The following is a 24,176-nucleotide window of genomic DNA, read 5'->3' as shown; positions in this document are numbered from 1 at the left end:
AATAAAGGTCAATCAAGGTAAAATATTTCTCTAGAAGATTAAGCAATTATGCCACCATAAATAGTTAAAAATGATACAATATTGTAATGAGAAAAAATAGATAATGAAAGAAGTGAAATGAATGGCTGCGAATATAAAGGAAGATGACATTATTGAGTCAATATATGAAAGTAACAAAAGCTGGGTATCTGTTGAAGTGAAAATTGATAGAGAACTTACACCTGATGAATTATTCAATTTAACAGAATCTCAGGCAGGAGATCGCTTTTATTTTCGCTTAAATGATAATACGTCTTCATTTTTCGGCTATCATGCTGTTCAAAGATTCAAAAATAACTTTGATAATAAGCAATCGATCTTTCGTGAGTGGGAAAAATTTAAAAAAGATATTGAATTGGTACACCCGGATATAGAAAAGCATCATTTGAAAGTCATTGGTGGATTTCAATTTTCTAGCCATAAATCTGATGATGAATGGCGTGAATTTGGCATTAATCATTTTGTGATACCTCAAGTTTTAATATCAAATATCGGACAAACTACTTATCTGACATATACAGTTGAAAGAGCCCAATTTGATATTGAACAGTTTAAAGAAGTAGTAAATTACTTTGAAGAAACTCAAATTGCTAAAGCTGAACCTGTTGAAACAATGGGGAATATCTTACGAATGGAAGATATCTATGTTGATGAGTGGAAAGAACTCGTTAGGGATGCGATTGCTCAGCTTGATGAAACTAAAAAAATCGTTCTTGCAAGACGTCGTATGATTAAATTTGATAAACCAATTAATATACCTTATGTGCTTAATCGAGCATTACAAAGTGAAAGAAACAGCTATTTATTCATTTTAGAATCCAATCAATCTGTATTCTTTTCACAAACGCCAGAACAACTTTTAAAAGTAGAAGACGGTGTTCTATCTACAAAAGCTGTAGCTGGTACAATTAAGCGATCTAACGACATAGACGAAGATGAAAGAAATATACAAGCATTTCTAAAAGATAAAAAGAATTTAGGTGAACATGATTTTGTAGTTAAAAGTATTCTAGATGACATAACGCCTTATGTTGATAACATTGAATATAATCATTCACCTAATATTTTAAAAAACGACCATCTATATCATTTATATACTCAAATTCAAGGTCAGTTAAAAAACAATTCCTTTATAGGATTAATTGATGAAATGCATCCTACACCAGCTTTAGGTGGCTACCCTAAAAATGAAGCACTTAAATTTATTGAAGAAAATGAATTTGGAACACGAGGCTTATATGGCGCACCAGTTGGTTATATCGACATGAATGATGATTGTGAATTTATTGTAGCAATACGCTCAATGTTAATAAAACAAAATCAAACCACGTTATTTGCAGGGTGTGGTATCGTAAAAGATTCTGACCCTGATAGTGAGTTAGCTGAAACTGCAGTTAAATTTTCACCGATGATGAATGCTTTAGGAGTAGTGGATAAGAATGAATCATAATGACGCACTAACAAAACAAGTATATACATTTGCTTCGGAGTTATATGCCTATGGCGTACGTGAAGTTGTAATTAGTCCCGGCTCAAGATCAACGCCATTGGCCATTGCTTTTGAAGCACATCCTAATATTAAGACATGGATACATCCTGATGAACGTAGTGCAGCGTTTTTTGCTTTAGGCTTAATAAAAGGTAGCGAACGCCCTGTAGCTATTTTATGTACCTCTGGCACTGCGGCGGCAAATTATACACCAGCAATTGCAGAGAGCCAAATCAGTCGTATACCTTTAATTGTATTAACAAGTGATCGTCCACATGAATTAAGAAGTGTGGGGGCACCACAAGCAATTAATCAAGTTAATATGTTCGCAAATTATGTTAATTTTCAATTTGATATGCCTGTAGCAGATGGTACTGATTACGTGCTAGACGCAATTTATTATCAAATGCAAATTGCAAGTCAGTATCTATATGGTCCACATAGAGGTCCTATTCATTTTAATTTACCATTTAGAGAACCATTAACACCTAACTTAGAAAGACAAGAGTGGCTAACATCTTATTCTAAAAAGCTGCCGCATTATCAAAAAAATATTAATGTTCAAGACATCAGACATATATTAAAAGAGAAAAAAGGGTTAATAATAGTTGGTGATATGCAACATCAAGCTATCGATCAAATACTTACTTATGCGACCGTGCATGACATACCTATACTTGCAGATCCATTAAGTCAATTACGTAAGTATAATCATCCAAATGTGATTACGACATATGATTTATACTATCGTGCAGGTCTCGACTTAGATGTTGATTTCGTAATAAGAGTTGGTAAACCTGTTATCTCAAAAAAATTAAATCAATGGCTTAAGCGCACAAATGCATATCAAATTTTAGTGCAGAATAATGACAAGATAGATGTATTTCCAACGCCACCGAGTATTTCATATGAAATATCTGCAAATGATTTCTTTAGAAATCTTATCGAAGAAACAGCTGTCGATCGAAAAGACTGGATAAACATGTGGCGAACACTTGAATCACAGGCTAGAAATACAATCGATAAACATATGACAAATGCAACAGATGAAGCGGCATTTGTAAAAATATTAATTGATAAATTAACTAAAGACGATGCTATTTTTGTAAGTAACAGTATGCCAGTTCGTGATGTCGATAATCTACTTTATAATAGTGAAGTTGAAGTATATGCTAATCGCGGTGCAAATGGTATCGATGGAGTTGTATCAACTGCTATTGGAATGGCTGTACACAAGAAAATCACTTTGATAATCGGCGATTTAGCATTCTACCATGACATGAATGGTCTTTTAATGGCTAAAATTAATAATATTAATTTAAATATTGTTTTACTTAATAATGATGGTGGCGGTATATTCTCATATCTTCCACAAAAAGCATCTGCTGAAGCATATTTTGAACGTTTGTTTGGAACGCCGACTGGATTGAATTTTGAGTATACAGCCTTGCTTTATGATTTTACATTCAAACGATTTAATAATGTGGCAGATTTCACTCAAGAAAAGCTATCACATATGAATTCACATATTTACGAAATGGTAACAAATCGAGATGACAATATGTCACAACATCAAATTCTATATAAGAAATTGAGTGGTATTCTAAATGTTACACTATAACTTCTATCAATCACAAAATAATTCAAATCAGTTATTAGTACTTTTACATGGCTTTATTAGTGATAGTCGTACGTTTAATGATGATGTTCAATATTTTTCACAAGAGGCTAATGTTCTTACAATCGATTTACCAGGGCATGGACAAGATCAATCACCAATTGATGTAACTTGGGACTTTCCATACATTACGACACAATTAGATGAGTTATTAGATATATACAAATCTTATGATATTACTTTACTCGGATATTCAATGGGTGGCAGAGTGGCATTGTATTATGCGTTGTACGGGAAATGCTCTTTGTCAAAATTGATAATTGAAAGTAGTTCTCCAGGAATTAAAGATGAAAATAATCGACATGAGCGTCAACAAATAGATGCAGCAAGAGCAAAAGTATTAGATATTGCTGGGTTAGAGGTATTCGTTAATGATTGGGAAAAATTACCATTATTTTATACGCAATATGAACTAGATAAAGATAAAAAGTCGGCTATAAGAGAAATGCGATTATCCCAAGATCCACATAAATTAGCAAAAGCTTTGCGTGATTATGGCACTGGTCAAATGCCTAATTTATGGGAACAAATTGGTAATATTCAAATACCTTGCTTTATTTTAACTGGTGAATTAGACCAAAAATTTGTGAAAACTGGACAAGCTATGAATAAGGATATGAAATACAGTCAAATCCATACTTTTTCAAATGTAGGTCATACAATTCATGTGGAAGATAAAGCGGAATTTGATACAATAGTATTAGGTTTTTTAAAGGAGGAGCAAAATGACTAGACAGTGGGAAACACTTAGAGAATATGATGAAATAAAATATGAATTCTACGAAGGAATTGCTAAAGTAACGATTAATAGACCTGAGGTAAGAAATGCATTTACACCTAAAACAGTAGCTGAGATGATTGATGCATTTAGTCGTGCACGTGATGATCAAAACATTTCTGTAATCATCTTAACGGGTGAAGGTGACAAAGCATTTTGTTCTGGCGGTGACCAAAAGAAACGTGGACATGGTGGCTATGTAGGCGAAGACCAAATCCCACGTTTAAATGTATTAGATTTACAACGTTTAATCCGTGTCATTCCTAAACCAGTTATCGCAATGGTTAGAGGTTATGCCATCGGTGGTGGTAACGTATTAAACGTAGTATGTGACCTAACAATCGCTGCTGATAATGCTATTTTCGGACAAACAGGTCCTAAAGTAGGTTCATTCGATGCTGGTTATGGTTCTGGTTACTTAGCAAGAATCGTTGGTCATAAAAAAGCACGTGAAATTTGGTACTTATGTCGTCAATATAATGCACAAGAAGCTTTAGACATGGGCTTAGTTAATACAGTGGTACCATTAGATCAAATCGAAGATGAAACAGTTCAATGGTGTAAAGAAATTATGAAACACTCTCCAACAGCTTTACGTTTCTTAAAAGCTGCTATGAATGCGGATACTGATGGCTTGGCTGGATTACAACAAATGGCTGGAGATGCTACATTACTTTACTACACTACTGATGAAGCTAAAGAAGGTCGTGACGCGTTTAAAGAAAAACGTGATCCAGACTTTGATCAATTTCCTAAATTCCCATAAATCAGTAACGGTAATATAAAAAAGTATAATTTTAGGACACTTATATAGTGATAAACTGATTGACAGTTAACCACTATTTTAAGTGTCCTTTTTTAATTAAAGTTATATACTGTAATTTGCTTTTAAGAATCTTTCTAATCGACGCATACCCTCTTTTAAAACATCCATGTCATATGCATAAGAGATACGAATATAACCTTTACCCATATCGGTGAATGATGATCCGGGAACCATTGCTACGTGTGCTTCTTCAAGCACTTTGACGCAGAAATCGAAATCATCAGAAGTATAGTTACGAATACTTGGGAATATATAAAAAGCGCCTTCTGGTTGAGCATCCAATTCGAAACCCAATTCTTTTAATTTACTTACTAAATAGTTACGACGCTCTATATAAGCTCGGTTCATATATTGAGGCGCATCTAATCCTTCATTAAGTGCAGCAATACATGCGATTTGTGACGGTACATTTGCACATATACAATTATATGCATGCATAAATGTTAACTTTTCAATTAGGTACTCAGGACCTAGTAAGAAGCCTATACGAATACCGGTAGCGGAGTGAGACTTACTTAACCCACCAATAAGTAATAGTTGATCACGAATTTCCTCAAATTCTGCAAATGAGACATGATTACCTTTGAAAGTATTTTCTGCATAAATTTCATCGCTAATAATAAAAATTTCTTTTTGTTTCAAATAATTTACAATGTCTTTTACTTCATCACGTTCTAATATCACACCAGTTGGATTCGTAGGATAATTAAGCAAAATTGCTTTTGTTTTATCAGTGTAATGTTGCGCAATTAATTCTGGAGTGATTTTAAATTCTGTATTTGTAGTATCTATATAAATAGGCTTACCACCTAATGTTTCAACTAAAGGAATGTAGCCTGCATAAATAGGTCCTGGAATTAATATCTCATCTCCAGGTTCGATAATACTTCGCAATGACGTATCAAGTGCTTCACTCGCACCATTCGTAATAATGATTTCCTCTTCACTATAATAAAAACCGTACTTATTTTTGAAATAATTACTTATTGTCTGTCGAGTTTCCGGCAATCCCTTATTGTGTGAGTAACTAGTTTTATCTTCTTTAATCGCATTGATGTATGCCTCTTTTACCATATCTGGCATAGGAAAGTCGGGTTGACCAATCGTTAAATTCACACAATCATCAATGTGCTTCATACGATTAGAGAACTGACGTATACTTGGTGCTCTTAAAAATTTGGAATTCGTATTTAAAGATAGTTTCATTTTTTACACCTCAAAAAACCAAATTATAGTAACTTTAAATGTTACTACAAAATTTTAGAATAATCTTATAATAACATATTTTTTAGTCACCATAATTTGGTAAGTCCTTTTGTATTTAACTTTTCATTATCCTCTAAAAGAAGAAGGTTTCTTTAAATTAATCAAAGGATTCGTCCATTTACAAACAAGGTTCGTCGATAGTAAATATACAATTAATACTGAAATGAGAATTAAATAACCGTAAGTGAATACTGATATATGATCTTTAAAAGGATATATTTCCAATCCTCTAACTATACCTATAACTAAACCATGTAATAAATAGACGTACATTGTGCGATTTCCTATATAAGTATAAACACGTTTATGATTACTCATTAAATTGAGGAATGAGAACATAGCTACAAAGATAACGAAGTATAGCAATAGTCTTTTCAATGGGCTGTACACATTTTCATTATTATTTTCAAGTGAAGTATAGGGACTACTACCTAAAAGCCAATCTGAATTGATTGGGTGTATATAGTAGACGATGAAAAATATAATAAGTACAATGATTGAAATTAGCCTTAATTTTTTATTTCTCAATAATTGAGTATGAGCTCGCGTTGTTAAATAACCAACATAAAAAATCGGGAAAAATACGATTGTTCTTGAAATACTCATATAACCATTGATATCATCAGAAAAACCTGCAAGTATTGAAATAATCAAAGCGACAGGTAATACATAATATGCTTTATAGCGACGTACTATGACAAGGATGACATGGAAACAAAATAATGTAAGTAAGAACCACAAAGCAAATACAGGATTAAAAGGGTCCATTTGAATTGCATCACTTTTACCAGTTACAAAATAATAGATAGAAAAGAATGCATAAAATATAGCGTAAGGTGCAATTAACTTTTTAGCTACATTCTCTAGGTAATGTGGTTTATCTAAATGTTTCGCAAAGTATCCAGAGATAAATAAAAACGATGGCATATGGAAACTATAAATTAACAAATATAATGCAGATAAGTATTTACTTTCAGAAGTATAAGGTTGAATCATATGACCGAATACGACTAAAAAGATAAGGATGGCGCGCGCGTTATCGAAAAAGTAATCTCTTTTTGTATCCATCGACATACGATTGTCTCCTTTTTTAATTAATAACTGTATTTAATTTAGTATATATTAACATTGAAATGCAACAATTTAGGATGAAATGTTGGGTAATAACTATTATTTGTATGTAAATTCTATTTGATTTTAAAAAAATAGATTTAAATATGAATAGTATTTGCATAATAGGAAGAGCAAGTTATCACATTAAAGGAGTGGATTAATATTAACACGTTAAAAGACATCATTAAGCTGATACATCCAATGGTAGGTGGGAGTATCATCGGTCGAATCATAGCAAAGGAATCACAACAGGACTACAAAATTTTAGAAAACCACCATTTTCTCCACCTACAAAAACATTTCCGATTGTATGGCCAATATTATATTTATTAATGGGCGTTTCTTATTTAATCACTACTAAAAATAAAAAAAGACAACTCGAATTAAAGTGACACATTATACGCAGTTAACTTTAAACTATTTGTGGTCGATACTTTATTTTAAAAAGAAAGTAAGAGGTATTGCATTAATTGAAAGTATCATGTTGTTTATCTCAGTAGTTGCTAATGCAGTATCAATGTTTAAAATACATCGAGTGACTGGATTATTACAGATTCCATATGTACTTTGGTCTGCATTTGCAAGTTATTTAAATGCAGGTAATTATTACCTTAATAAGGACAATCCAAACTATAAATAGCAATGGAATATATCAATGATTCATAGTTTAAATATATATTCAGCGAGATGCTTTAAAACTTAATGAAATTAAAATTGAATTATTTAGAATTGTATTGTGACAAAATATTGAAAGTACATGACATATAAAAAAATCATAGTATAATAGTATTATCAATTATAAATGTGGAGTAGAACAACAATGTATAATCAACTAGAAAAACTTATTACACTAACTAATAATGACCTTAATTTGGTTAATAGACGTTTTGGACAGCGTACAGATATTACAAATGATCAATTAGAACTATTGAGAATTTTATATAGTTATGATCGATTGTCGCAATATGATTTAACGATGAAGATTAGTAGAGAGCAATCCATTGTATCTAGATGGATTAAGAAATTAGTGCAAAAAGGATATATAACTAGTCAACAGTCTCATGAAGATTTACGTTGCAAAGACTTATGCCTAACAGAAGAAGCTCGTAATTTGATTCAACAAATCAATACGGCAAGATGTGAGTTAATAGAAGCGCGTTGTCAGTGTCTAAGTAAGGAAGAAATACAAAGTTTAAATCAACTATTAGATAAGCTAAATAGTCGTCACATATATATTTAAATAAATGAGTCCTATTGTCTTAATGAATTTAGCCAAATGATCATTATAGCGATAGGGCTTTTTTAGTACAGTTAAATGGGCACAAGAATATAATTTTTAATTGAATATTTAAAATTGTACGAACTAGCAACATATATATAATAAAATAATTATAAAAAGACAATTTCTATAGTGTATCAATAGAAATTGTCTTTTTAATTTGTCCAAGAACTTAATGTCCTAGAATCTTGGTTATTCAAATGAGAATTTTATGTCTCATTCATTTTATTAGTAAATATAGTTATTTATTTGCTATAGCTTGAGATATCAAAATATTTACCAACAGCTTTAATTTCATTATAAAGTTGTTTTAAATATTGAGCGTTAGAATTAGCCCAATTAATATCAGTTGCATATTGGTGTGTAGCAGGGTGGTCTGGATTCCAACGCATTTTATATAGCGTATTTTGGCCTGCTTTAATATAGTCTTTACCTATAAATTTAGCACCACCAATAATCGCTTTAGATACTGAATTCCAACCAGCTTGCTTAGCATAATTAATACCTTTATATAGTGGATTAGCATCAAAAGCGGCTATACCAAATACATTATGATATTTTGTAGCACTATTAGTAGTAACATAGTTATTTACGATGTTTGCACCTTTAGCTAATTGAGATTGACCATTACCAGTTTCAATTAATGCATGTGCAATTAAGTAAATTTCATTGATACCTGAAGTAGCAGCAGCTTGACTGAATGCTTGACCTTGATTTTCAAGAACACCTTTACCTTTAAGTAATTGATTCAAACTTGCTACAGAAAGATTTTGCGGGCGATCTAAGCGTAAGAATTGGTATTTAAGCGTATCATCTTTAGCTAATTTTTCTGTGTTCATAGCGTTTTTAATTTCACTATAAGTTGCGTTTGACCAACCATAACCATTTCTTTGAACTTGTGGTGGAGCCCCGTACGCATTTTGTTGAAGTGATACAGCTTGATTTAATGTTCTATATGATTTTGAATATTTAACTAATTCTTTTTTCAAATCAGTATCTTTAATCCATACATATTTGCCATTACTTAATTTACCATAATACCAAGTTTTACCATTAACGACTTTACGAATTGTTACTTGGAAAATTTGTTCATTAAAAGCTTTTAATGAAGTTGCTTTAGCTGTACTAGGGTCATCATAGTAATAACCATTAGTTGTGTTGATAATAAATTCATATTGATATTTTTCACCATTATCTGATGAAGTATTTGATGAAGTTAAGTCATTCTTAGCAATCCAACCAGTTTTACCGTTAACAGTACCGTATAGATAAGTTGTGTTTCCAATAACAACTGATTTAGATACTTTAATTGATTTATTAGCTAAATCTTTATTATCTAAACGTTGTTGGTTTGTACCCCACGCAATTGAGTATAGACCATTATTTTTGTTGTTAATTTTATAAGTACCTGATGTTTTTTGTTCAGAACTAGAGTTTTGAACTTTCAAGTCTTTGACATTGAACCAACCTAAAGGTGTATTTGTCGTAGTATTTTGAAGTAACACATAAGTATTACCATCAATTGTTTTTTCTTTAGAAACGTTGAAAGTACGATTAGCATACTTAGTTGCATTTTTACCTGTTTTATCATAAACAGTTGCACGTGCACCGCTGTTGTTCGCATTAACTTGAGCTACTTTTGACACAGTTTGAGTTGATGCAGTAGATGGTTTAGTAGCTTTAGTGTTTACAGCAAATTTAGCATTTACTTTAGGTGTTTGTTTAACATCAGTTGATTTAATCCAACCCCAAACATTGTTGATTACACCGTGTAAGTACGTTTCGTTACCAACTTTAAGGTTATCAATTGATTTTAACTGTTTACCACTTGAAGGTACTGTAGCTTTAACTTGTTTAGCTGTTCCCCAAGGTGTGTCGTAAATATTTGCATTTCCATTAATATCGTAATAAGTGGCATTAGTTTTGTTAGGTGTTGTAGTTTTAACAGAAATTTCTGAAACAGGTACCCAACCACGTGAAGTATTACCATTATAATCAGAAATTAAGTAATAATCTTTATTGTTCAACGTAGCTTTCTTAGTTATGTTGTACGTTTTTCCACCAATAGTTGCGTTAGCTTTCACATTTTTATCATAAACAGTTGTATACGTTCCTTTATTCTTAGTAGAAACCTGACCTAATGTATTCTTAAGATTCGATACTTTTAAAGTATTATCTACAGTAGGTGTTTTACTTTCAGAAGATGGTTTAGTTATATTAGATAGAAATGCTTTGCTAACCCATCCATTTTTACCATTTAAAGAGCCATATAAATAAGTGGCTGTGCCAACTTGTTGAGACTTTGTTGCTTTAAATGGTGCTGTATTAGATTTTAAAACAGTTCCAGCTACTTGATTATAGTTACCCCATGGCACTGTATATAGCGTAGCACCTGATTTTATATTATATGATTGGTTTATTTTTACAGGAGATTTTACTGTATTATAAACGGTTTCTCCTTGCTTAACCCAACCGTACACTTTACCACTATTGTAGTCAGATAATAGATAATACTTATCTTTACCAAGTGTGGCAGATTTAGTTACAGATAAAGTGTTATGAACTTGGTTGGTAGCTTTACCTTTATCATCATAAACTGTTGTGTAAACACCACTATTATCAGTTTTAATTTGAGCTAAGCCACTATTTGACTTAACAGTTAATTTTGGTGATGTAGTAGTGGAACCATTATTACTTGAACCACCTTTATTGGTATTAGATGAGCTACTACTTGAAGTAGTACCCCAAGGTGCTACTTGGCCTGTTTTAATTAAATATTTTTCATTAATTAAATCGTATAATTCATTATAAGTATAATTATGGCTTTGTAGGTAAGCGTGTGGGTCAGAATGGTCTGTACCACCTAGGAATCGACTAATTGCATAGTGAGTCCAAACTGTACCTTGACCATCATTTTCAGCACTATTAGGTGTTAATCCATAATATTGTAATTGTGTTGCAGCATAATCTGCATAGTTATTCATTGATTTAGCGAATGAAGCATAGTCATGTGTATGAACAATTTCAACATTTATAAAACGATCATTAGCATTTGGACCCGCACCCCATGATAAGTAGTCAGTAGGGGCAGTTTCTATAATACGGTTACCGTCTACAAATGCATGAACGAAAGCTGAGTTGTAATTGTTTTTCATGTAATTAATTTCACCATCAATAGTTGAGTTATCATTAGCCGTTTCATGAACTACAATACCTTCAGGTTTACCTACACCATTACGATATCCATATTTAGGGAAATAAGATGAATAATTTTCTTCGATTTTAGATGCTTGTAAGTTATTCGAACGAATATAATTGTTGATTGATGAACTTACTTGTGGTTTATATTTCGGTAAAGATGATGTAGTTGCTTTAGCTGCATAACGTTTAACTGTTTTTACTGAAGTTGCTGGACCACCTTTGCCACCAACAGATCTAAATTCAGAATAACCTGATTGAGTACTGTTAGATGTAGATGTTTGAGTTGTTTTTGATGCTGATGCATTCTTAGTATTAGCTTCTTGTGATGTTTTAGCTTGATCTACGTTTACTTGAGTTGCATTATTATCATTATTACTATAAGTACTAACTTTCTTATCACTGCTTTGCTTAGACTCTATTTGGTTGTTAGACTGAGTCACTTGATTAGATTGTGATGGAGTAACAGATGATGAATTCAATTGATTTTTATTTGATGAAGTTAAACTATTCTCTTGTTGTGAGTTAGAACTACTTTCATCAATTTGATTATTAACATATTGTGTAGTGTTTTGATTAATATTAACAGATGTATCATCATTTGACTGAACTTGAGATGATGGTAAAGTGTTTTTAGAAGCTTGCAATGTTTTCTTATTAGCATCAGTATTACTTTGTGTGTTATTGATATTAGTATTTTGATCAGATTTATTTGAAGATGAAACTTCTTGCTTGCTATCTTTAACCTTAGCTAGCTCACTATTTGAATTAGTAGCGTTTGTGTTAGCAGTACTTTGATTTTGCGTACTTTGTTGATCTTGTGAAGTCTGTTTTGTTGTAGTTAAATTATCTAATTTAGCATCATACGTTTTGCTTTCTGTAGCAACAGATGCTTTAACATCAGAAGGATTTTGATACGTTTGTACCCCTGATACACTTTGAGCTGAATTAGTTACTTCTTTTTTAGCTTGCTCAGCATTTTCTATATTCTGTTGATCATCAATAACATTATTTGTATTATTCGAATTTTGATTCACTTCAGCTGCATGTGCATGTTGTGAAGTAAATGCAGCACCAAATAATGTGATCGCAATCATCGAAGGAAATTTTAAATTAAACTTTTTGGTCATTTTGTTACTCCTCGTTATTATTAATATTACAAATTCATTATAGTATTTAAATTAAGGCTATGATTAGATTTAACTTATTTGTAAACTAACTTTAATACTTTCTTACATATAGTAAACAAATTATGATTTTACTAAGGAATACATTACGAAGCACAGATAATTTAAAATACATTAGTTTAAGCTACTATTAAAAAAATGAGATAGTCTATTTAATTAATTACAAGTACTCTATGAATTTAGAATATAAATAGTTTAAATATTCTTATACATTTTTATATGATCGATATTTTCCTCAATAAAAACTGGGCCCGTTTGAATATAATCTAGTTTCTCATAAAAGCCTTGAGCTTGTACTTGAGCATTTAAAACTAATTGATTGTATCCCTTATCTTTTGCAAAACGTTCAATAGCGTGCATCATTGTTTTGCCATACCCATCTTTTCTATAAGGTTTTAAAATAGCAACTCTTTCTACTTTTGCTGCGTTGTTATAAGGTCTAAATCTCGCACATGCAAAAGGTACATGATTTTTGTCGTAGCCAATAATATGTGTAGATTCTTCCTCAAATGAATCTAATTCATTTTCCAAGGGAACACCTTGTTCTTTCACAAATACTTCTCTTCTAATAAAAAAACATTCTGATAACATATCTTTGTTTTTTACTATTTCAAACATCTTAATTCCCCCATATATATGTAATTATTAAAAGTTACAAAAATTAAATTTATAAAAGTATAAAGTTATTCTATATGATTTAAAGATATAAAAAACTCCTTTTTACAACAAATTTGTAAAAAGGAGTGGAAATTGTTTTATTATAAGGCTTCTTGGCGAACAATCGCACTGTACTGCCAAAATATTCTCATTTGAGCAATATTCCAATTATTCATGCCCATTGTAAAACCTGAAGGCTTGAATAATGTTACATCAGTAACTTCTAATGCTGCCGCAATAAGATATTGAAGAGGAACGCTAATACTTTGCATTGTCTCAGTAATACCATTTTCATCATAAACCCATGAGAACGGTAAATCCGATTCAAAAACATCTACTTTATTGAAGATTTCTGGTAAAGCAAGAATGTAGCACGCACCACTTACAATTGGATTAACAGAATTTTCACCATAGTAGACTAATAATGCTTCAAAATTTTCACGATGTTCATGATTAACGTAAAAGAATTCACTTCTAAATAATGCCATGTCTTTGCTATGAATAATTTGTTGCTCTAAAACATTAAACATACCATTAATGTTAGCAGCTTTTTCATATGTTTTACGTGACATAGTTTGTACTCCTCTCAATTAGTAAATTTGATTCATTTGATCTTGATTGTTATTGAATGAATCAGAACTATTTGTCTGATTGTAGTTATCATTTTGAGTACTACCTTGACTACTTTGGTCAATACCTTCATTTGAGTTTGAACTATTTTCTTCAGATGATTGTATATTATTATTGTTATCTGAATTTGTTGAATCATCGATGTTATCATCAGAAGAAGATGAATCTTTTTGATTATTTTTCAATAAAGACTGATCAAGAGGTGTAAGTGGTACAAGTGTACCGTAATGTTTAATAACGCGTTGATCTAAGAATTCATCCTTATTTGTTATTTTAGATAGTCCTAAATCAGAACGCAATATATTTGAATATTTCATAATACTACTAACGCTCGGATTATAATAGTAAATATTTTGTAAGTAATCATCTTTACCCTTGAGTTGAGACTTTTTAAATTCAATGTCATCAGATAAGTACATAGATGCTAGAGATTTGATTTCAGAAGAAGTTAAATTATGTTTCGCATTTTTCCCAACTATTTGTACTAAATCATCTAATTTATCATATGAATCAAGGCTCTTAGCTTTTTGGAATAATAATTTAATTAAATCCATTTGTCTTTCGCCACGTTTTAAATCAGAATCGTGATGTCGTGTTCTTGCAACGGCTAGCGCTTCATCACCATTAAGTTTTTGATAGCCTTTTTTAATTTTAATTCTACCGCTATCGTCTGTATTAGGCTCATTTAAGTCGTAAGGAACGTCATAATAAATACCACCAAGTTCATCAACTGCCTCAACGAAGGCATCCATATTTACTCGTACATAATAATCAACAGGAACGTTTAATGTCGCCTCGACAGAATCCATAGCAGCTACAGGTCCTCCGTATGCATGTGCGTGAGTTATCTTGTCGTAATAACCAACTTTTGGTATATAACTAATCGTATCACGTGGGATACTAAGTAATCGTATTTGACGCTTTTCAGGACTGAAGGTAGAAAGAATCATAGAATCCGTTCTTGAATGTTCTGTAGTTTGGCCATTTTTACGACGACCTTCATTATCATCAATTCCTAAAAATAAGATTGAAACTGCATCTTTAGAAGGGTTTACTTTTCCTTCACGTATGTTTGATTGACGCTTCGAATCAGATTTATCATATGAGGCTTGCATTGCACTTTCAGAAGTTTTATACAAATTGATGATAAAAATTACAGGAACAACGATTAGTACTAGTGTAAGTAGCATCATAAAATATTTTAAAAATCGGTTCATAGCATTTGCTCCTATACATATTATCTTTTATAAGAGATTTTATGATTTGAAAAATAAAAATTGTTACATTTTTATTTAACATGAAGTATAAAATCAAAAATAAATTTATATTTTTTGCTTGTATTCAAAGTTGTAAGGATGGTGTAATTATATATAATGTATACTCTCATAGCCTTAAATTGTATTACTTTTTGGAGAGAATTACAACTTTAAGTTTAATACAAAATTTACATTATTAAAATAGAATTTACAAAAGATGGTTAAGCAATATTAGATAATACTTTATCATACTAAAGTACGATGTAATAAAAAATTATAACTGTATGATTAAAGAAAGATGAATTCAATGGTGTTGTGTTATATAATATAAAATATTAAACGAATAAAAAATGATTTAGATAGAATAGGTTTTAATTTAGATATACTTCTATATTAGACGTAAGAGGGACTCCATGAAAAATAACAAATTAAAAATTATAGCTTTTATTTTAGTATTAATTGTTTTAATACTTCTCATTATATTATTCGTCATTAAAATTACTAACTATAGTATTAAGGACAGTGAATATAACAATGTTAATGATAACAAGGCTTATATAGAACATCGTGATAAAAACTATAAAACAGTTGATAAGCACAAAACGGTTCAAGCAAAAGATGATAATATTGAACAAATTAATACGTATTTAAAAAATGTTCATTTCAATGGATCAATTACAGTTTTAAAAGATGGAAAATTAATGCTTGATAAAGGGTATGGTTATCAAAATATTAGCAGTAAGAAAAAAAGCAATGCAAATACGATGTATTTAATTGGATCAGCTCAAAAATTCACTACTGGCTTAGTACTCAAGCACTTAGAATTATCAAACAAAATTAATATTAATGACCCTGTTACTAAGTATTTGCCGTGGTTTAAGACAAATAAAACAATTACATTGAAAGATTTAATGTTACATAGAAGTGGTTTATATAAATTTAATGCTAATCCTAATACAAAGAGTTTAGATGGGGCAGTTCATGATATTCAAAGAAGAGGGATTAATAGTAAATATTATCATAAGCATTTATATAACGATGCTAACTATCTAGTTCTTGCGCAAGTTATAGAAGCAGTAACACATCATTCTTATGTGGAAAATTATTATAAATTACTAGCAGAACCCTATCATTTAGAGCATAGTGCTTTCTTTAATGAAAAGCCTTATAAAAAGGATATGGCCACTGGATACAAAGTAAAAAATAATAAACTAAAAACGATGAATCCGAATGTATTAGGTCAATATTATGGTGCAGGAAATTTATTTATGTCTACACATGATATGGCTAGATTAGTTAATGATTTACAGCAAAATAATATTTTCAATCAAGCAGTTACAACATCATTACTTCAAGAAATTGGGAGCACTAAATATCCAGAATCTTATAGATATGGATTCTATTCGACTCCTCAAGTCAATCGAATTAATGGTGTGTTTTTCGGTCAAATATTTACGGTATATTTTAATGAAGATTATATTATTGTACTGGCTACGAATAAAGTTGATTATTCTAAAGTGTCAAATGAGTCAATTATTTCTCATATTTATTATCAATTACTTGGTCAAAATATTTATGAAACCAAATAAAGAGAGCTATAACGAAATGTAATAAAGATGCATTTTGTTATAGCTTTTTTTAATTAAAATGAATTATTTAATTGTGTCTTTAAATATTGAGCAGTAGTTCTTATTTAGACTTGAAGTAACAATTTTACAATTTGGATAGGGGGAGTCGTAATCAACAACTGTAGCTCCCTTGGTCAATGTGCCATGTAATTCAATTCGTACACTAGCTAGTATCGTTTCATAGCTTTCAGGATCAAGTAAATATAATACTGTGAAGACATCATATAATTTTAACCCTTTAGCGAAGTCTTTCTCTCTATAATGTTGAAAGATTTGATAGAGCATTGAACTTGTTCTACTCATATGTTCAAATGACGCTAAATAGTCATGAGTTAACAGCGATTGTCGTGCTAAATCAAGTCCAATCATAGTGATGGGAAGGTTACTCTCAAATACAATATGCGCTGCTTCAGGATCACTATAGATATTAAACTCTGCAAGTGGCGTTACATTACCTCGTCCTGAACTTCCTCCCATTAAGACAATTTCTTTAATATGATCTTTAACTTCAGGAAACGTACTTATCAATAGAGCAATATTCGTAAGTGGACCTAACGCTATAAGCGTAATAGGGGTGTTTGAATGTAAAAGTATCTCCTTCATTGCAGTTATTGAGTTAGTAGAAGCTAATTGGTCATTTGATATAGATGGGAAGTCGTATCCATCCATACCACTTTCACCATGAACTTGGCTTGCATCTATTGCTTTATTAATTAACGGTTTTGCAGAACCTCTGTGAACAGGTACGTCACTATTGAAGAAAGCTTTCAATTTCAGAGCATTAGCAGTCGTTTTTTCTATATTGACATTTCCATTGACTGTGGAAATCATTTTTACATCGAAGAATGGATGTAATAGGGCAACACTCAATGCAGCAGCATCATCAATTCCTGGATCAGTATCTATGATTATAGGTAAAGTCATTATTCAAATGCATCTCCTTCACAATAAATGATTTAAATTAAAGATAACTTAAATCAGGTATGAAATGAAAGCATAAAGAAAGAACCTGTTTGAAACTTTGACGAGCTTCATAACAGGTTCTTTGTGTGAGATAAATATTAAATTATAAGTGGTGAGAATGTCCACCTTGCATAACCCAATACGTACCAATAACAGTCACTAATGTGATGATAATCGCAAAGATAACTTTGAACGATTGTACTTGACCATCTTTACCTTCAGTTAAGTGCATGAACATTAATAATTGAACTGCAGCTTGAATAAATGCAAAGCCAAAGATGATTGTTGTTTTAGCATGGAATGTCATGTTTGTGTATAGAGTTACGAAAACTGCTAATAACGTCAAGACGATTGAGGCAATAAAGCCGACTGTATGTTTTACGATTGTATTCATCCGCTATACACCATCCCTATCATATATACGGCAGTGAAGATGAAGATCCAAACAACATCTAAGAAGTGCCAGTATAAACTTACAATGAATAATTTAGGAGCATTAAATTTATTAAGACCACGTGTAGCCACTTGAATTAATAAACAAATGATCCAACCAATACCTAATGATACGTGAGCACCGTGTGTACCTAATAGGATGAAGAAACTAGACCAATAAGATCCAATTTGTGGTGTTACACCTTCAGAAACATAGTGAGCAAATTCGTAAATTTCGAATCCAACGAACACTAGACCTAAAAGGACAGTAAGAATCATCCAGAACATCATTAAGTTTTGTTTTTCTTTACGCATGTAATAAATTGAAATACCACATGTGTAAGAACTAATTAATAAGGCAAACGTCATAATTAATACAAGCGGTAACTCGAATAATTCTGTTGTCATTTTGCCAGCATAATCGCCACCATGTTGCAACGTTAATAACGTTGCGAACAAAGTACCGAATAATGAGAATTCGGCTGTAAGGAAAATCCAGAAGCCAAGTTTATTTAATTGACCTTCGTGCGTACGTGAATCAACAGTATTTGTATCATGACTCATGACCTACAGCCTCCCTTTCTTTAATACGAGCTTCTCTTAAACGAGCTTCATTTTCAGCAACTTCAGAAGCAGGGATATGATAACCATGATCTTGTACGAAACTTTGGTAAACTAATGAACCAAGAATACCTACTAAGCAGATTGCAGCAGGGATTACAGTTTCGAAGATTAAGAAGAAACCACCTAATAACATGAATATACCCATAATTACACCTGTATGTGTATTGTTTGGCATATGAATGTCTTTATAATTATGGTTATCTAAATAATGACGACCATGTTCTTTCATATCAACAAATGTATCATAGTCATTCCAATCTGGAGTGATAGCAAAGTTGTATTTAGGTGGAATTGCAGAAGCAGTAGACCACTCTAAAGTACGTCCAAGACCATCCCAGTTATCTCCAGTAGCTTCACGTGGAGCTTTGATATGACTGTATACAATGCTTACTACTAAGAATAGGAAACCAACAGCCATTAATAATGCACCAATAGTAGAGATTAGGTTTAATAACCACCAACCATCAGAAGGCATATAAGTGTATAAACGACGAGGCATTCCGTCTAATCCAAGAATGAATTGTGGTAAGAAACATACGTTAAATCCAATCATGAATAACCAGAAACACCATGCATTTAGTTTTTCGTTTAATTTGTAACCCATCATCTTAGGATACCAGAAGATTAAACCAGCTAGGCAGGCAAATACAACACCAGTAACCAATGTATAGTGGAAGTGAGCTACTAAGAAATAAGTATTATGGTATTGATAGTCAGCTGATGCCATCGCTAACATTACACCTGTAACCCCACCTAATAAGAAGTTAGGGATGAAGGCTAATGAGAATAGCATAGGTGACTCGAACGTAATACGTCCTTTATATAATGTTAATAACCAGTTAAATAATTTAACCCCGGTTGGTACACCGATTAACATTGTTGAAATTGAGAAGAATGAGTTGATTAAAGCACCATTACCCATTGTGAAGAAATGGTGAACCCAAACTAAGAAACTTAAGAATGCGATACCAGCAGTTGCCCACACCATACTTTGGTGTCCGAATAAACGTTTACGAGCAAATGTTGGAATAATTTCTGAATAAATACCAAATGCAGGCAAGATAACGATATAAACCTCAGGGTGCCCCCATACCCAGAAGAAGTTTGCCCATAACATTGGCATACCGCCATCGGCAACTGTAAAGAATGCAGTTCCAAATACACGGTCAGTAGTCATTAATGCAAGTACAACTGTGAATACTGGGAACGCAAGAATTACGATTAAAGTCGTAATAAATGTTGTTACAGTAAACATAGGCATTTGCATGAATTTCATTGTTGGTGTTTTACATCTAAGTATTGTTACGAAGAAGTTAATACCAGTCATTAAAGTACCAATACCTGAAATTTGAATTGCGACTAGGTAATAGTTAACACCTGGGCCTGGACTAAATTCACCAGCTAATGGTGCGTAGTTTGTCCAACCAGCCGCTGGTGAACCACCAATAATGAATGAAAGGTTGAATAATATCATACCAACGAAGAATAACCAGAAACTAATGTTATTCATAACTGGGAACGCCACATCACGAGCCCCAATTTGTAGTGGAACGACTAAGTTCCATAAACCAAATACGAATGGCATAGCCATAAAGATAATCATGATAACGCCGTGCGTACTGAAGATTTCATTATAGTGATTTGATTCCAAGAAAGTATTATCTGGAATTGTTAATTGAGTACGTAATAGTAATGCATCAATACCACCACGAACGAACATAAGTACGGCACAAATTAAGTACATTAAACCGATTTTTTTATGGTCTACGGATGTGAACCATTCTTTGTAAAGATATTTCCATAACTTGAAGTAAGTAATTACTGCGATTAAACCAATAACTAGGAATGGCGCACCAATTTGTGCCATTGTAATCATCCAGTTACCTTTAACGAGCAATTGATCCCATGGAAAATTCATTAATGTCCACCTCCATGATCATTGTCTGCTTTGCTACCAAATTTAGACGCATTTTCGTCTTTTGCACTTTTACTGATTTTTTCCATTTCCTTAGAGTTATGATCTTCTTCTTTCTTGAATTCATTATCATAAGGATCATTGTTACCAAGAATCATAGGTTTCATACCATGACGCTTATAGTTAGCGTTAGTGATTTGAACCTTACGAGCTGGTTTTTGTGGTTTATCAGTAACATCTTTGTACAAGTCTTTCTCAGCTACAAAGTTAGGATCTTTTTGAACATAATTGTAACGTTTGTAAGCGTAGAAGATGTACTCTGGATCAGCTGCAGGGTCAACGAATGCCATATGCGTACCACTGAATGTCAATTCTTTATTAGGTGTACTTGGTAAGAGTTGTTTATCAAACTCATCTTGGCTAAGTGTTTTCTTGCTCTTAGCATCTTTAACCCAAGAATCGAATTCACTTTGGTCTACAGAGTGTACTTTAAACGTTTGGCGAGAGAAACCTTCACCATTGAAGTTTGAGTTACGACCTCTGAAAGTACCTGTTTGATCAGCTTGTAAAGTCCAATCCATTGTCATGCCAGTCATGGCATATTTTTGACCACCTAGTTGAGGAATCCAGAAACTTGTCATCGTATCCATAGATTGTAATTTGAATACTACAGGACGGTTTTTAGGAATAGTTAAAGTATTAACCGTTTCAACTTTTTGTTCTGGATAAGCGAAGAACCATTTATATCCAGCACTTACTGCGTATACAACCACTGGATCTTCCTTACTTTCTGGTGGTTTCTCATAATCGTATAAAGTTTTAACTGTTGGAATAGATAAAGCAATTACGATAATGATAGGTACCACAAACCAAATTGTTTCAATTAAAGAATTGTGGTGCATCTTACCAGTTTCGCTGTTTTTATTGTAGCTATACTTGAAAATAAAAATAGCGAACATAGTAAGTACAACAGCAACAATAACAAGCATGAAGATGATTGAATAGATAATCAAGAACTTCTGACTACTTGCTACTGGCCCTTTTGCATTAAATACTTCAACATTCGAACAACCACTAAGTAAAATTAGCGTGCCGAACATTAGAAGTAAAGACTTAAATTTTGACACTTTTTTGACCTCCTAATACTACAAATGTAGGGCTTATCATTAATTTTAGTTTATTACGCAATATTTACAAGTACTTATCCGAAAAAAATTATAATTATATATAGGAAACAACTAGAAACAATAGGAATGACGGGGAATGTAAGATTTGTTAAAATTATGTGTCTATTATGTGAAAAATGACAAATTTAAGTGATATACGCATATAGTTGAGAAATGTTATCATTTTCAATGTTTTCAAGTGTTTTTGACACAAAAAAAGATGAGATTATTCATCTCATCTCAAAAATTTGTCATATTATTTAACTTCTATGTATCGAGTTGAAGTTTCTTCTGCACCATCTGAATCAATGACATTATATTTCACTTTATATTTGCCTACTTTAGAAGTATCAACATGACCATCTACAGTGATCTTATGTGTTAAATCACCATCTTCTTTATCATAAGCACTAATTCCATTTAGTAGATTATAATTTTGGCCTTTTTCGATTACGATATCATTCACACCTCTAAGCTCAGGGGAGTGATTAGTTGTTGCTTCTGCACTTAAGTTGGGGGTAACTAGAGTTGCGGAGACGCCTAGCGCTGAAAGTGACTGGATTAGTTTATTCATTAAGTTAACCTCCGTTAAAAAAATAAAGTCATTGACTAATTTAATTAAACTATACAATATATTCTGAAAATAAACATCATACTATAGTCCTAATATATCGTATTATTTTAAGAATTTAAATAATAAGAGGAAAAATATATATTAAGATTATGTAAAATGAACAATTTGTGAATTTAATTACAATTGATTTAAAAATTTTGCAAATTGGAATAGAATGAATTTGGAAAGGTTTGAAATATTTAACTAAATGGGAGTGACTTTCATGTTAAATGAAAAAGAAAAAGGCATTATCAAAGAAACGGTACCAGTATTACAAGAGAAAGGCACTGAAATAACCTCATATTTTTACAATAGAATGTTCAATCAACATCCAGAATTAAAAAATATGTTTAACCAAACGAACCAACAAAAAGGATTTCAATCAACTGCATTAGCGCAAAGTGTTTTAGCGGCAGCTGTTAATATTGATAATTTAGGCAACATCATGCCTGTAGTTAAAGAAATCGCTTATAAACATTGTGCATTAGAAGTTCCGCCAGCAGGTTATGACATTGTTGGAGAAAATTTAATAGAAGCAATAAAGGCAGTAGTAGGACTAGAAGATGATCATCCAATCATACAAACTTGGAAGAAAGCTTATCAAGAAATCGCAGATGTGTTTATTCAAGTTGAAAAAGATATCTATGCTAGTATGCTTTGGGAAGGTTTCCAACCTTTTGAAATTGAAAAAATCGAACAATTATCTTCAGATATCAAAGCTTTCACAGTTAAATCTACTGACTATGATTTAAGTCAATTTACACCTGGTGAATACATCACTGTGGATGTAAGTAGTGAAAAAATGCCATATCGCGCAAAAAGACATTATTCAATTGTATCTGGAGAAAACGAGCGTTTAACATTTGCTGTTAAACGTGATGTGACAACTGACCATGAAGGTGAAGTTTCAACTATATTGCATGATGAATTAAAAGAAGGAGACAAAATTAATTTATCAGCACCTGTAGGTCCATTTGCGGTTGCAAATCCTGAAAAGCCTCAATTATTTATTGGTGCGGGTATCGGTGTTACACCATTAGTTTCAATGTTTAATGAAGTGGTTGTTAAAGATAGTAATGCTCAATTTATTCAAGTAACTGGAGATGTCAACGATACACCATTCACTTCATATTTAGAAAATATTAGTCAAAAATCAGACAAAGCAAAATATGAACTTTATGATCGCGAAAAAAATGGCTATTTAACTAAAGAATACTTAGAAAAATATATAAGTGAAAATACAGAGGTTTACGTTTGTGGTGGTGCTAAATTTATTCAATCTGTTATTGAAGTATTAAAAGCATTAGATGTTGATCAAAGTCCTATTCATTATGAAACATTTGTACCAAAATTAAGTGTTGCAGTTTAATATTGAAATAGATATTTATTAATAAGATTTTGTATAAATTATGGCTCTACGTCAAATCGGACTGATGAGT

General features: G+C 31.8%; 19 protein-coding genes and 1 pseudogene. 8 read left to right on the top strand and 12 right to left on the bottom strand.

The window, feature by feature from the left end; all coding sequences use genetic code 11:
• Positions 1-121: 121 nt before the first annotated feature.
• From HMPREF2715_RS00280 to menB, 4 genes are read left to right on the top strand one after another with little or no spacing between them, the layout of a single operon-like run.
• On the top strand, positions 122-1,489 hold the full coding sequence (locus tag HMPREF2715_RS00280) for an isochorismate synthase (RefSeq protein WP_070441282.1): 1,368 nt from the start codon (positions 122-124) through the stop codon (positions 1,487-1,489).
• Entirely contained in the window at positions 1,479-3,149 is a 1,671-nt protein-coding gene (gene menD, locus HMPREF2715_RS00275; protein WP_070678333.1) for a 2-succinyl-5-enolpyruvyl-6-hydroxy-3-cyclohexene-1-carboxylic-acid synthase, read from the top strand. The genes HMPREF2715_RS00280 and menD overlap by 11 nt, the downstream gene beginning before the upstream one ends.
• Positions 3,136-3,939, top strand: a complete 804-nt coding sequence (menH, locus tag HMPREF2715_RS00270; protein ID WP_070441276.1) for a 2-succinyl-6-hydroxy-2,4-cyclohexadiene-1-carboxylate synthase — start codon at positions 3,136-3,138, stop codon at positions 3,937-3,939. Before menD ends, menH begins: the two co-directional genes overlap by 14 nt.
• A complete protein-coding gene (menB, locus tag HMPREF2715_RS00265; protein WP_011276187.1) occupies positions 3,932-4,750 on the top strand; it encodes a 1,4-dihydroxy-2-naphthoyl-CoA synthase in 819 nt (272 codons plus the stop codon). The genes menH and menB overlap by 8 nt, the downstream gene beginning before the upstream one ends.
• 102 nt (positions 4,751-4,852) lie before the next feature.
• On the opposite strand, the gene HMPREF2715_RS00260 is transcribed toward menB, so the two are convergent.
• Both HMPREF2715_RS00260 and HMPREF2715_RS00255 read right to left on the bottom strand, forming a co-directional pair.
• Positions 4,853-6,016, bottom strand: coding sequence for an aminotransferase class I/II-fold pyridoxal phosphate-dependent enzyme (locus HMPREF2715_RS00260; protein ID WP_070839125.1), 1,164 nt, complete (start codon positions 6,014-6,016; stop codon positions 4,853-4,855).
• Between the two features lie 126 nt (positions 6,017-6,142).
• A complete protein-coding gene (locus HMPREF2715_RS00255) occupies positions 6,143-7,150 on the bottom strand; it encodes an acyltransferase family protein (protein WP_070441270.1) in 1,008 nt (335 codons plus the stop codon).
• Between the two features lie 240 nt (positions 7,151-7,390).
• Between HMPREF2715_RS00255 and HMPREF2715_RS00250 the strand changes: the two are divergent.
• Both HMPREF2715_RS00250 and HMPREF2715_RS00245 read left to right on the top strand, forming a co-directional pair.
• Positions 7,391-7,829: pseudogene (locus tag HMPREF2715_RS00250) on the top strand (TspO/MBR family protein).
• A gap of 180 nt (positions 7,830-8,009) precedes the next feature.
• Positions 8,010-8,429 (top strand): MarR family transcriptional regulator, encoded by a 420-nt coding sequence (locus HMPREF2715_RS00245; RefSeq protein ID WP_037535525.1) that lies wholly within the window; start codon positions 8,010-8,012, stop codon positions 8,427-8,429.
• A 284-nt stretch (positions 8,430-8,713) separates the two neighbouring features.
• Here the strand turns inward: HMPREF2715_RS00245 and HMPREF2715_RS00240 are convergent, their stop codons facing one another.
• The 4 genes from HMPREF2715_RS00240 to HMPREF2715_RS00225 all read right to left on the bottom strand — a co-directional run bounded on the left by HMPREF2715_RS00240 (position 8,714) and on the right by HMPREF2715_RS00225 (position 15,357).
• Positions 8,714-12,796 carry a glucosaminidase domain-containing protein gene (locus HMPREF2715_RS00240; RefSeq protein ID WP_070678330.1) on the bottom strand — a complete coding sequence of 1,361 codons (4,083 nt, stop codon included), beginning with the start codon at positions 12,794-12,796 and terminating at the stop codon, positions 8,714-8,716.
• 252 nt (positions 12,797-13,048) lie between these two features.
• A complete protein-coding gene (locus HMPREF2715_RS00235) occupies positions 13,049-13,471 on the bottom strand; it encodes a GNAT family N-acetyltransferase (protein WP_070441264.1) in 423 nt (140 codons plus the stop codon).
• A 140-nt stretch (positions 13,472-13,611) separates the two neighbouring features.
• Positions 13,612-14,082 (bottom strand): DUF2538 family protein, encoded by a 471-nt coding sequence (locus tag HMPREF2715_RS00230; protein WP_070441261.1) that lies wholly within the window; start codon positions 14,080-14,082, stop codon positions 13,612-13,614.
• An 18-nt stretch (positions 14,083-14,100) separates the two neighbouring features.
• Positions 14,101-15,357 (bottom strand): LCP family protein, encoded by a 1,257-nt coding sequence (locus HMPREF2715_RS00225; RefSeq protein ID WP_070441258.1) that lies wholly within the window; start codon positions 15,355-15,357, stop codon positions 14,101-14,103.
• 452 nt (positions 15,358-15,809) lie between these two features.
• Between HMPREF2715_RS00225 and HMPREF2715_RS00220 the strand changes: the two genes are divergently transcribed.
• Complete coding sequence (locus HMPREF2715_RS00220; RefSeq protein WP_070839122.1) at positions 15,810-16,985, top strand: serine hydrolase domain-containing protein; 1,176 nt, start codon at positions 15,810-15,812, stop codon at positions 16,983-16,985.
• A 63-nt stretch (positions 16,986-17,048) separates the two neighbouring features.
• On the opposite strand, the gene rihC is transcribed toward HMPREF2715_RS00220, so the two are convergent.
• From rihC to HMPREF2715_RS00190, 6 genes are all read right to left on the bottom strand, one after another.
• On the bottom strand, positions 17,049-17,948 hold the full coding sequence (gene rihC, locus HMPREF2715_RS00215; protein WP_070441252.1) for a ribonucleoside hydrolase RihC: 900 nt from the start codon (positions 17,946-17,948) through the stop codon (positions 17,049-17,051).
• 142 nt (positions 17,949-18,090) lie between these two features.
• Entirely contained in the window at positions 18,091-18,381 is a 291-nt protein-coding gene (qoxD, locus tag HMPREF2715_RS00210) for a cytochrome aa3 quinol oxidase subunit IV (protein WP_011276176.1), read from the bottom strand.
• The gene (gene qoxC, locus HMPREF2715_RS00205) at positions 18,378-18,983 is read right to left on the bottom strand and encodes a cytochrome aa3 quinol oxidase subunit III (RefSeq protein WP_037535537.1); all 606 of its coding nucleotides are present in this window, start codon (positions 18,981-18,983) and stop codon (positions 18,378-18,380) included. Before qoxC ends, qoxD begins: the two co-directional genes overlap by 4 nt.
• On the bottom strand, positions 18,973-20,961 hold the full coding sequence (gene qoxB, locus HMPREF2715_RS00200; RefSeq protein WP_070581460.1) for a cytochrome aa3 quinol oxidase subunit I: 1,989 nt from the start codon (positions 20,959-20,961) through the stop codon (positions 18,973-18,975). The genes qoxC and qoxB overlap by 11 nt, the downstream gene beginning before the upstream one ends.
• Positions 20,961-22,085 (bottom strand): cytochrome aa3 quinol oxidase subunit II, encoded by a 1,125-nt coding sequence (gene qoxA / locus HMPREF2715_RS00195; protein WP_070441247.1) that lies wholly within the window; start codon positions 22,083-22,085, stop codon positions 20,961-20,963. The genes qoxB and qoxA overlap by 1 nt, the downstream gene beginning before the upstream one ends.
• A 295-nt stretch (positions 22,086-22,380) precedes the next feature.
• Positions 22,381-22,698, bottom strand: a complete 318-nt coding sequence (locus HMPREF2715_RS00190) for a DUF5011 domain-containing protein (RefSeq protein ID WP_011276172.1) — start codon at positions 22,696-22,698, stop codon at positions 22,381-22,383.
• A gap of 262 nt (positions 22,699-22,960) precedes the next feature.
• Between HMPREF2715_RS00190 and HMPREF2715_RS00185 the strand changes: the two genes are divergently transcribed.
• The gene (locus HMPREF2715_RS00185) at positions 22,961-24,106 is read left to right on the top strand and encodes a globin domain-containing protein (RefSeq protein ID WP_070581459.1); all 1,146 of its coding nucleotides are present in this window, start codon (positions 22,961-22,963) and stop codon (positions 24,104-24,106) included.
• Positions 24,107-24,176 lie beyond the last annotated feature (70 nt).

The organism is Staphylococcus sp. HMSC062A01, assembly GCF_001836805.1.
GTDB classification, from domain to species: Bacteria; Bacillota; Bacilli; order Staphylococcales; family Staphylococcaceae; genus Staphylococcus; species Staphylococcus haemolyticus.
The sequence above is the reverse complement of the archived record's forward strand: the minus strand, read 5'-3'. Positions and strand labels throughout refer to the sequence as shown.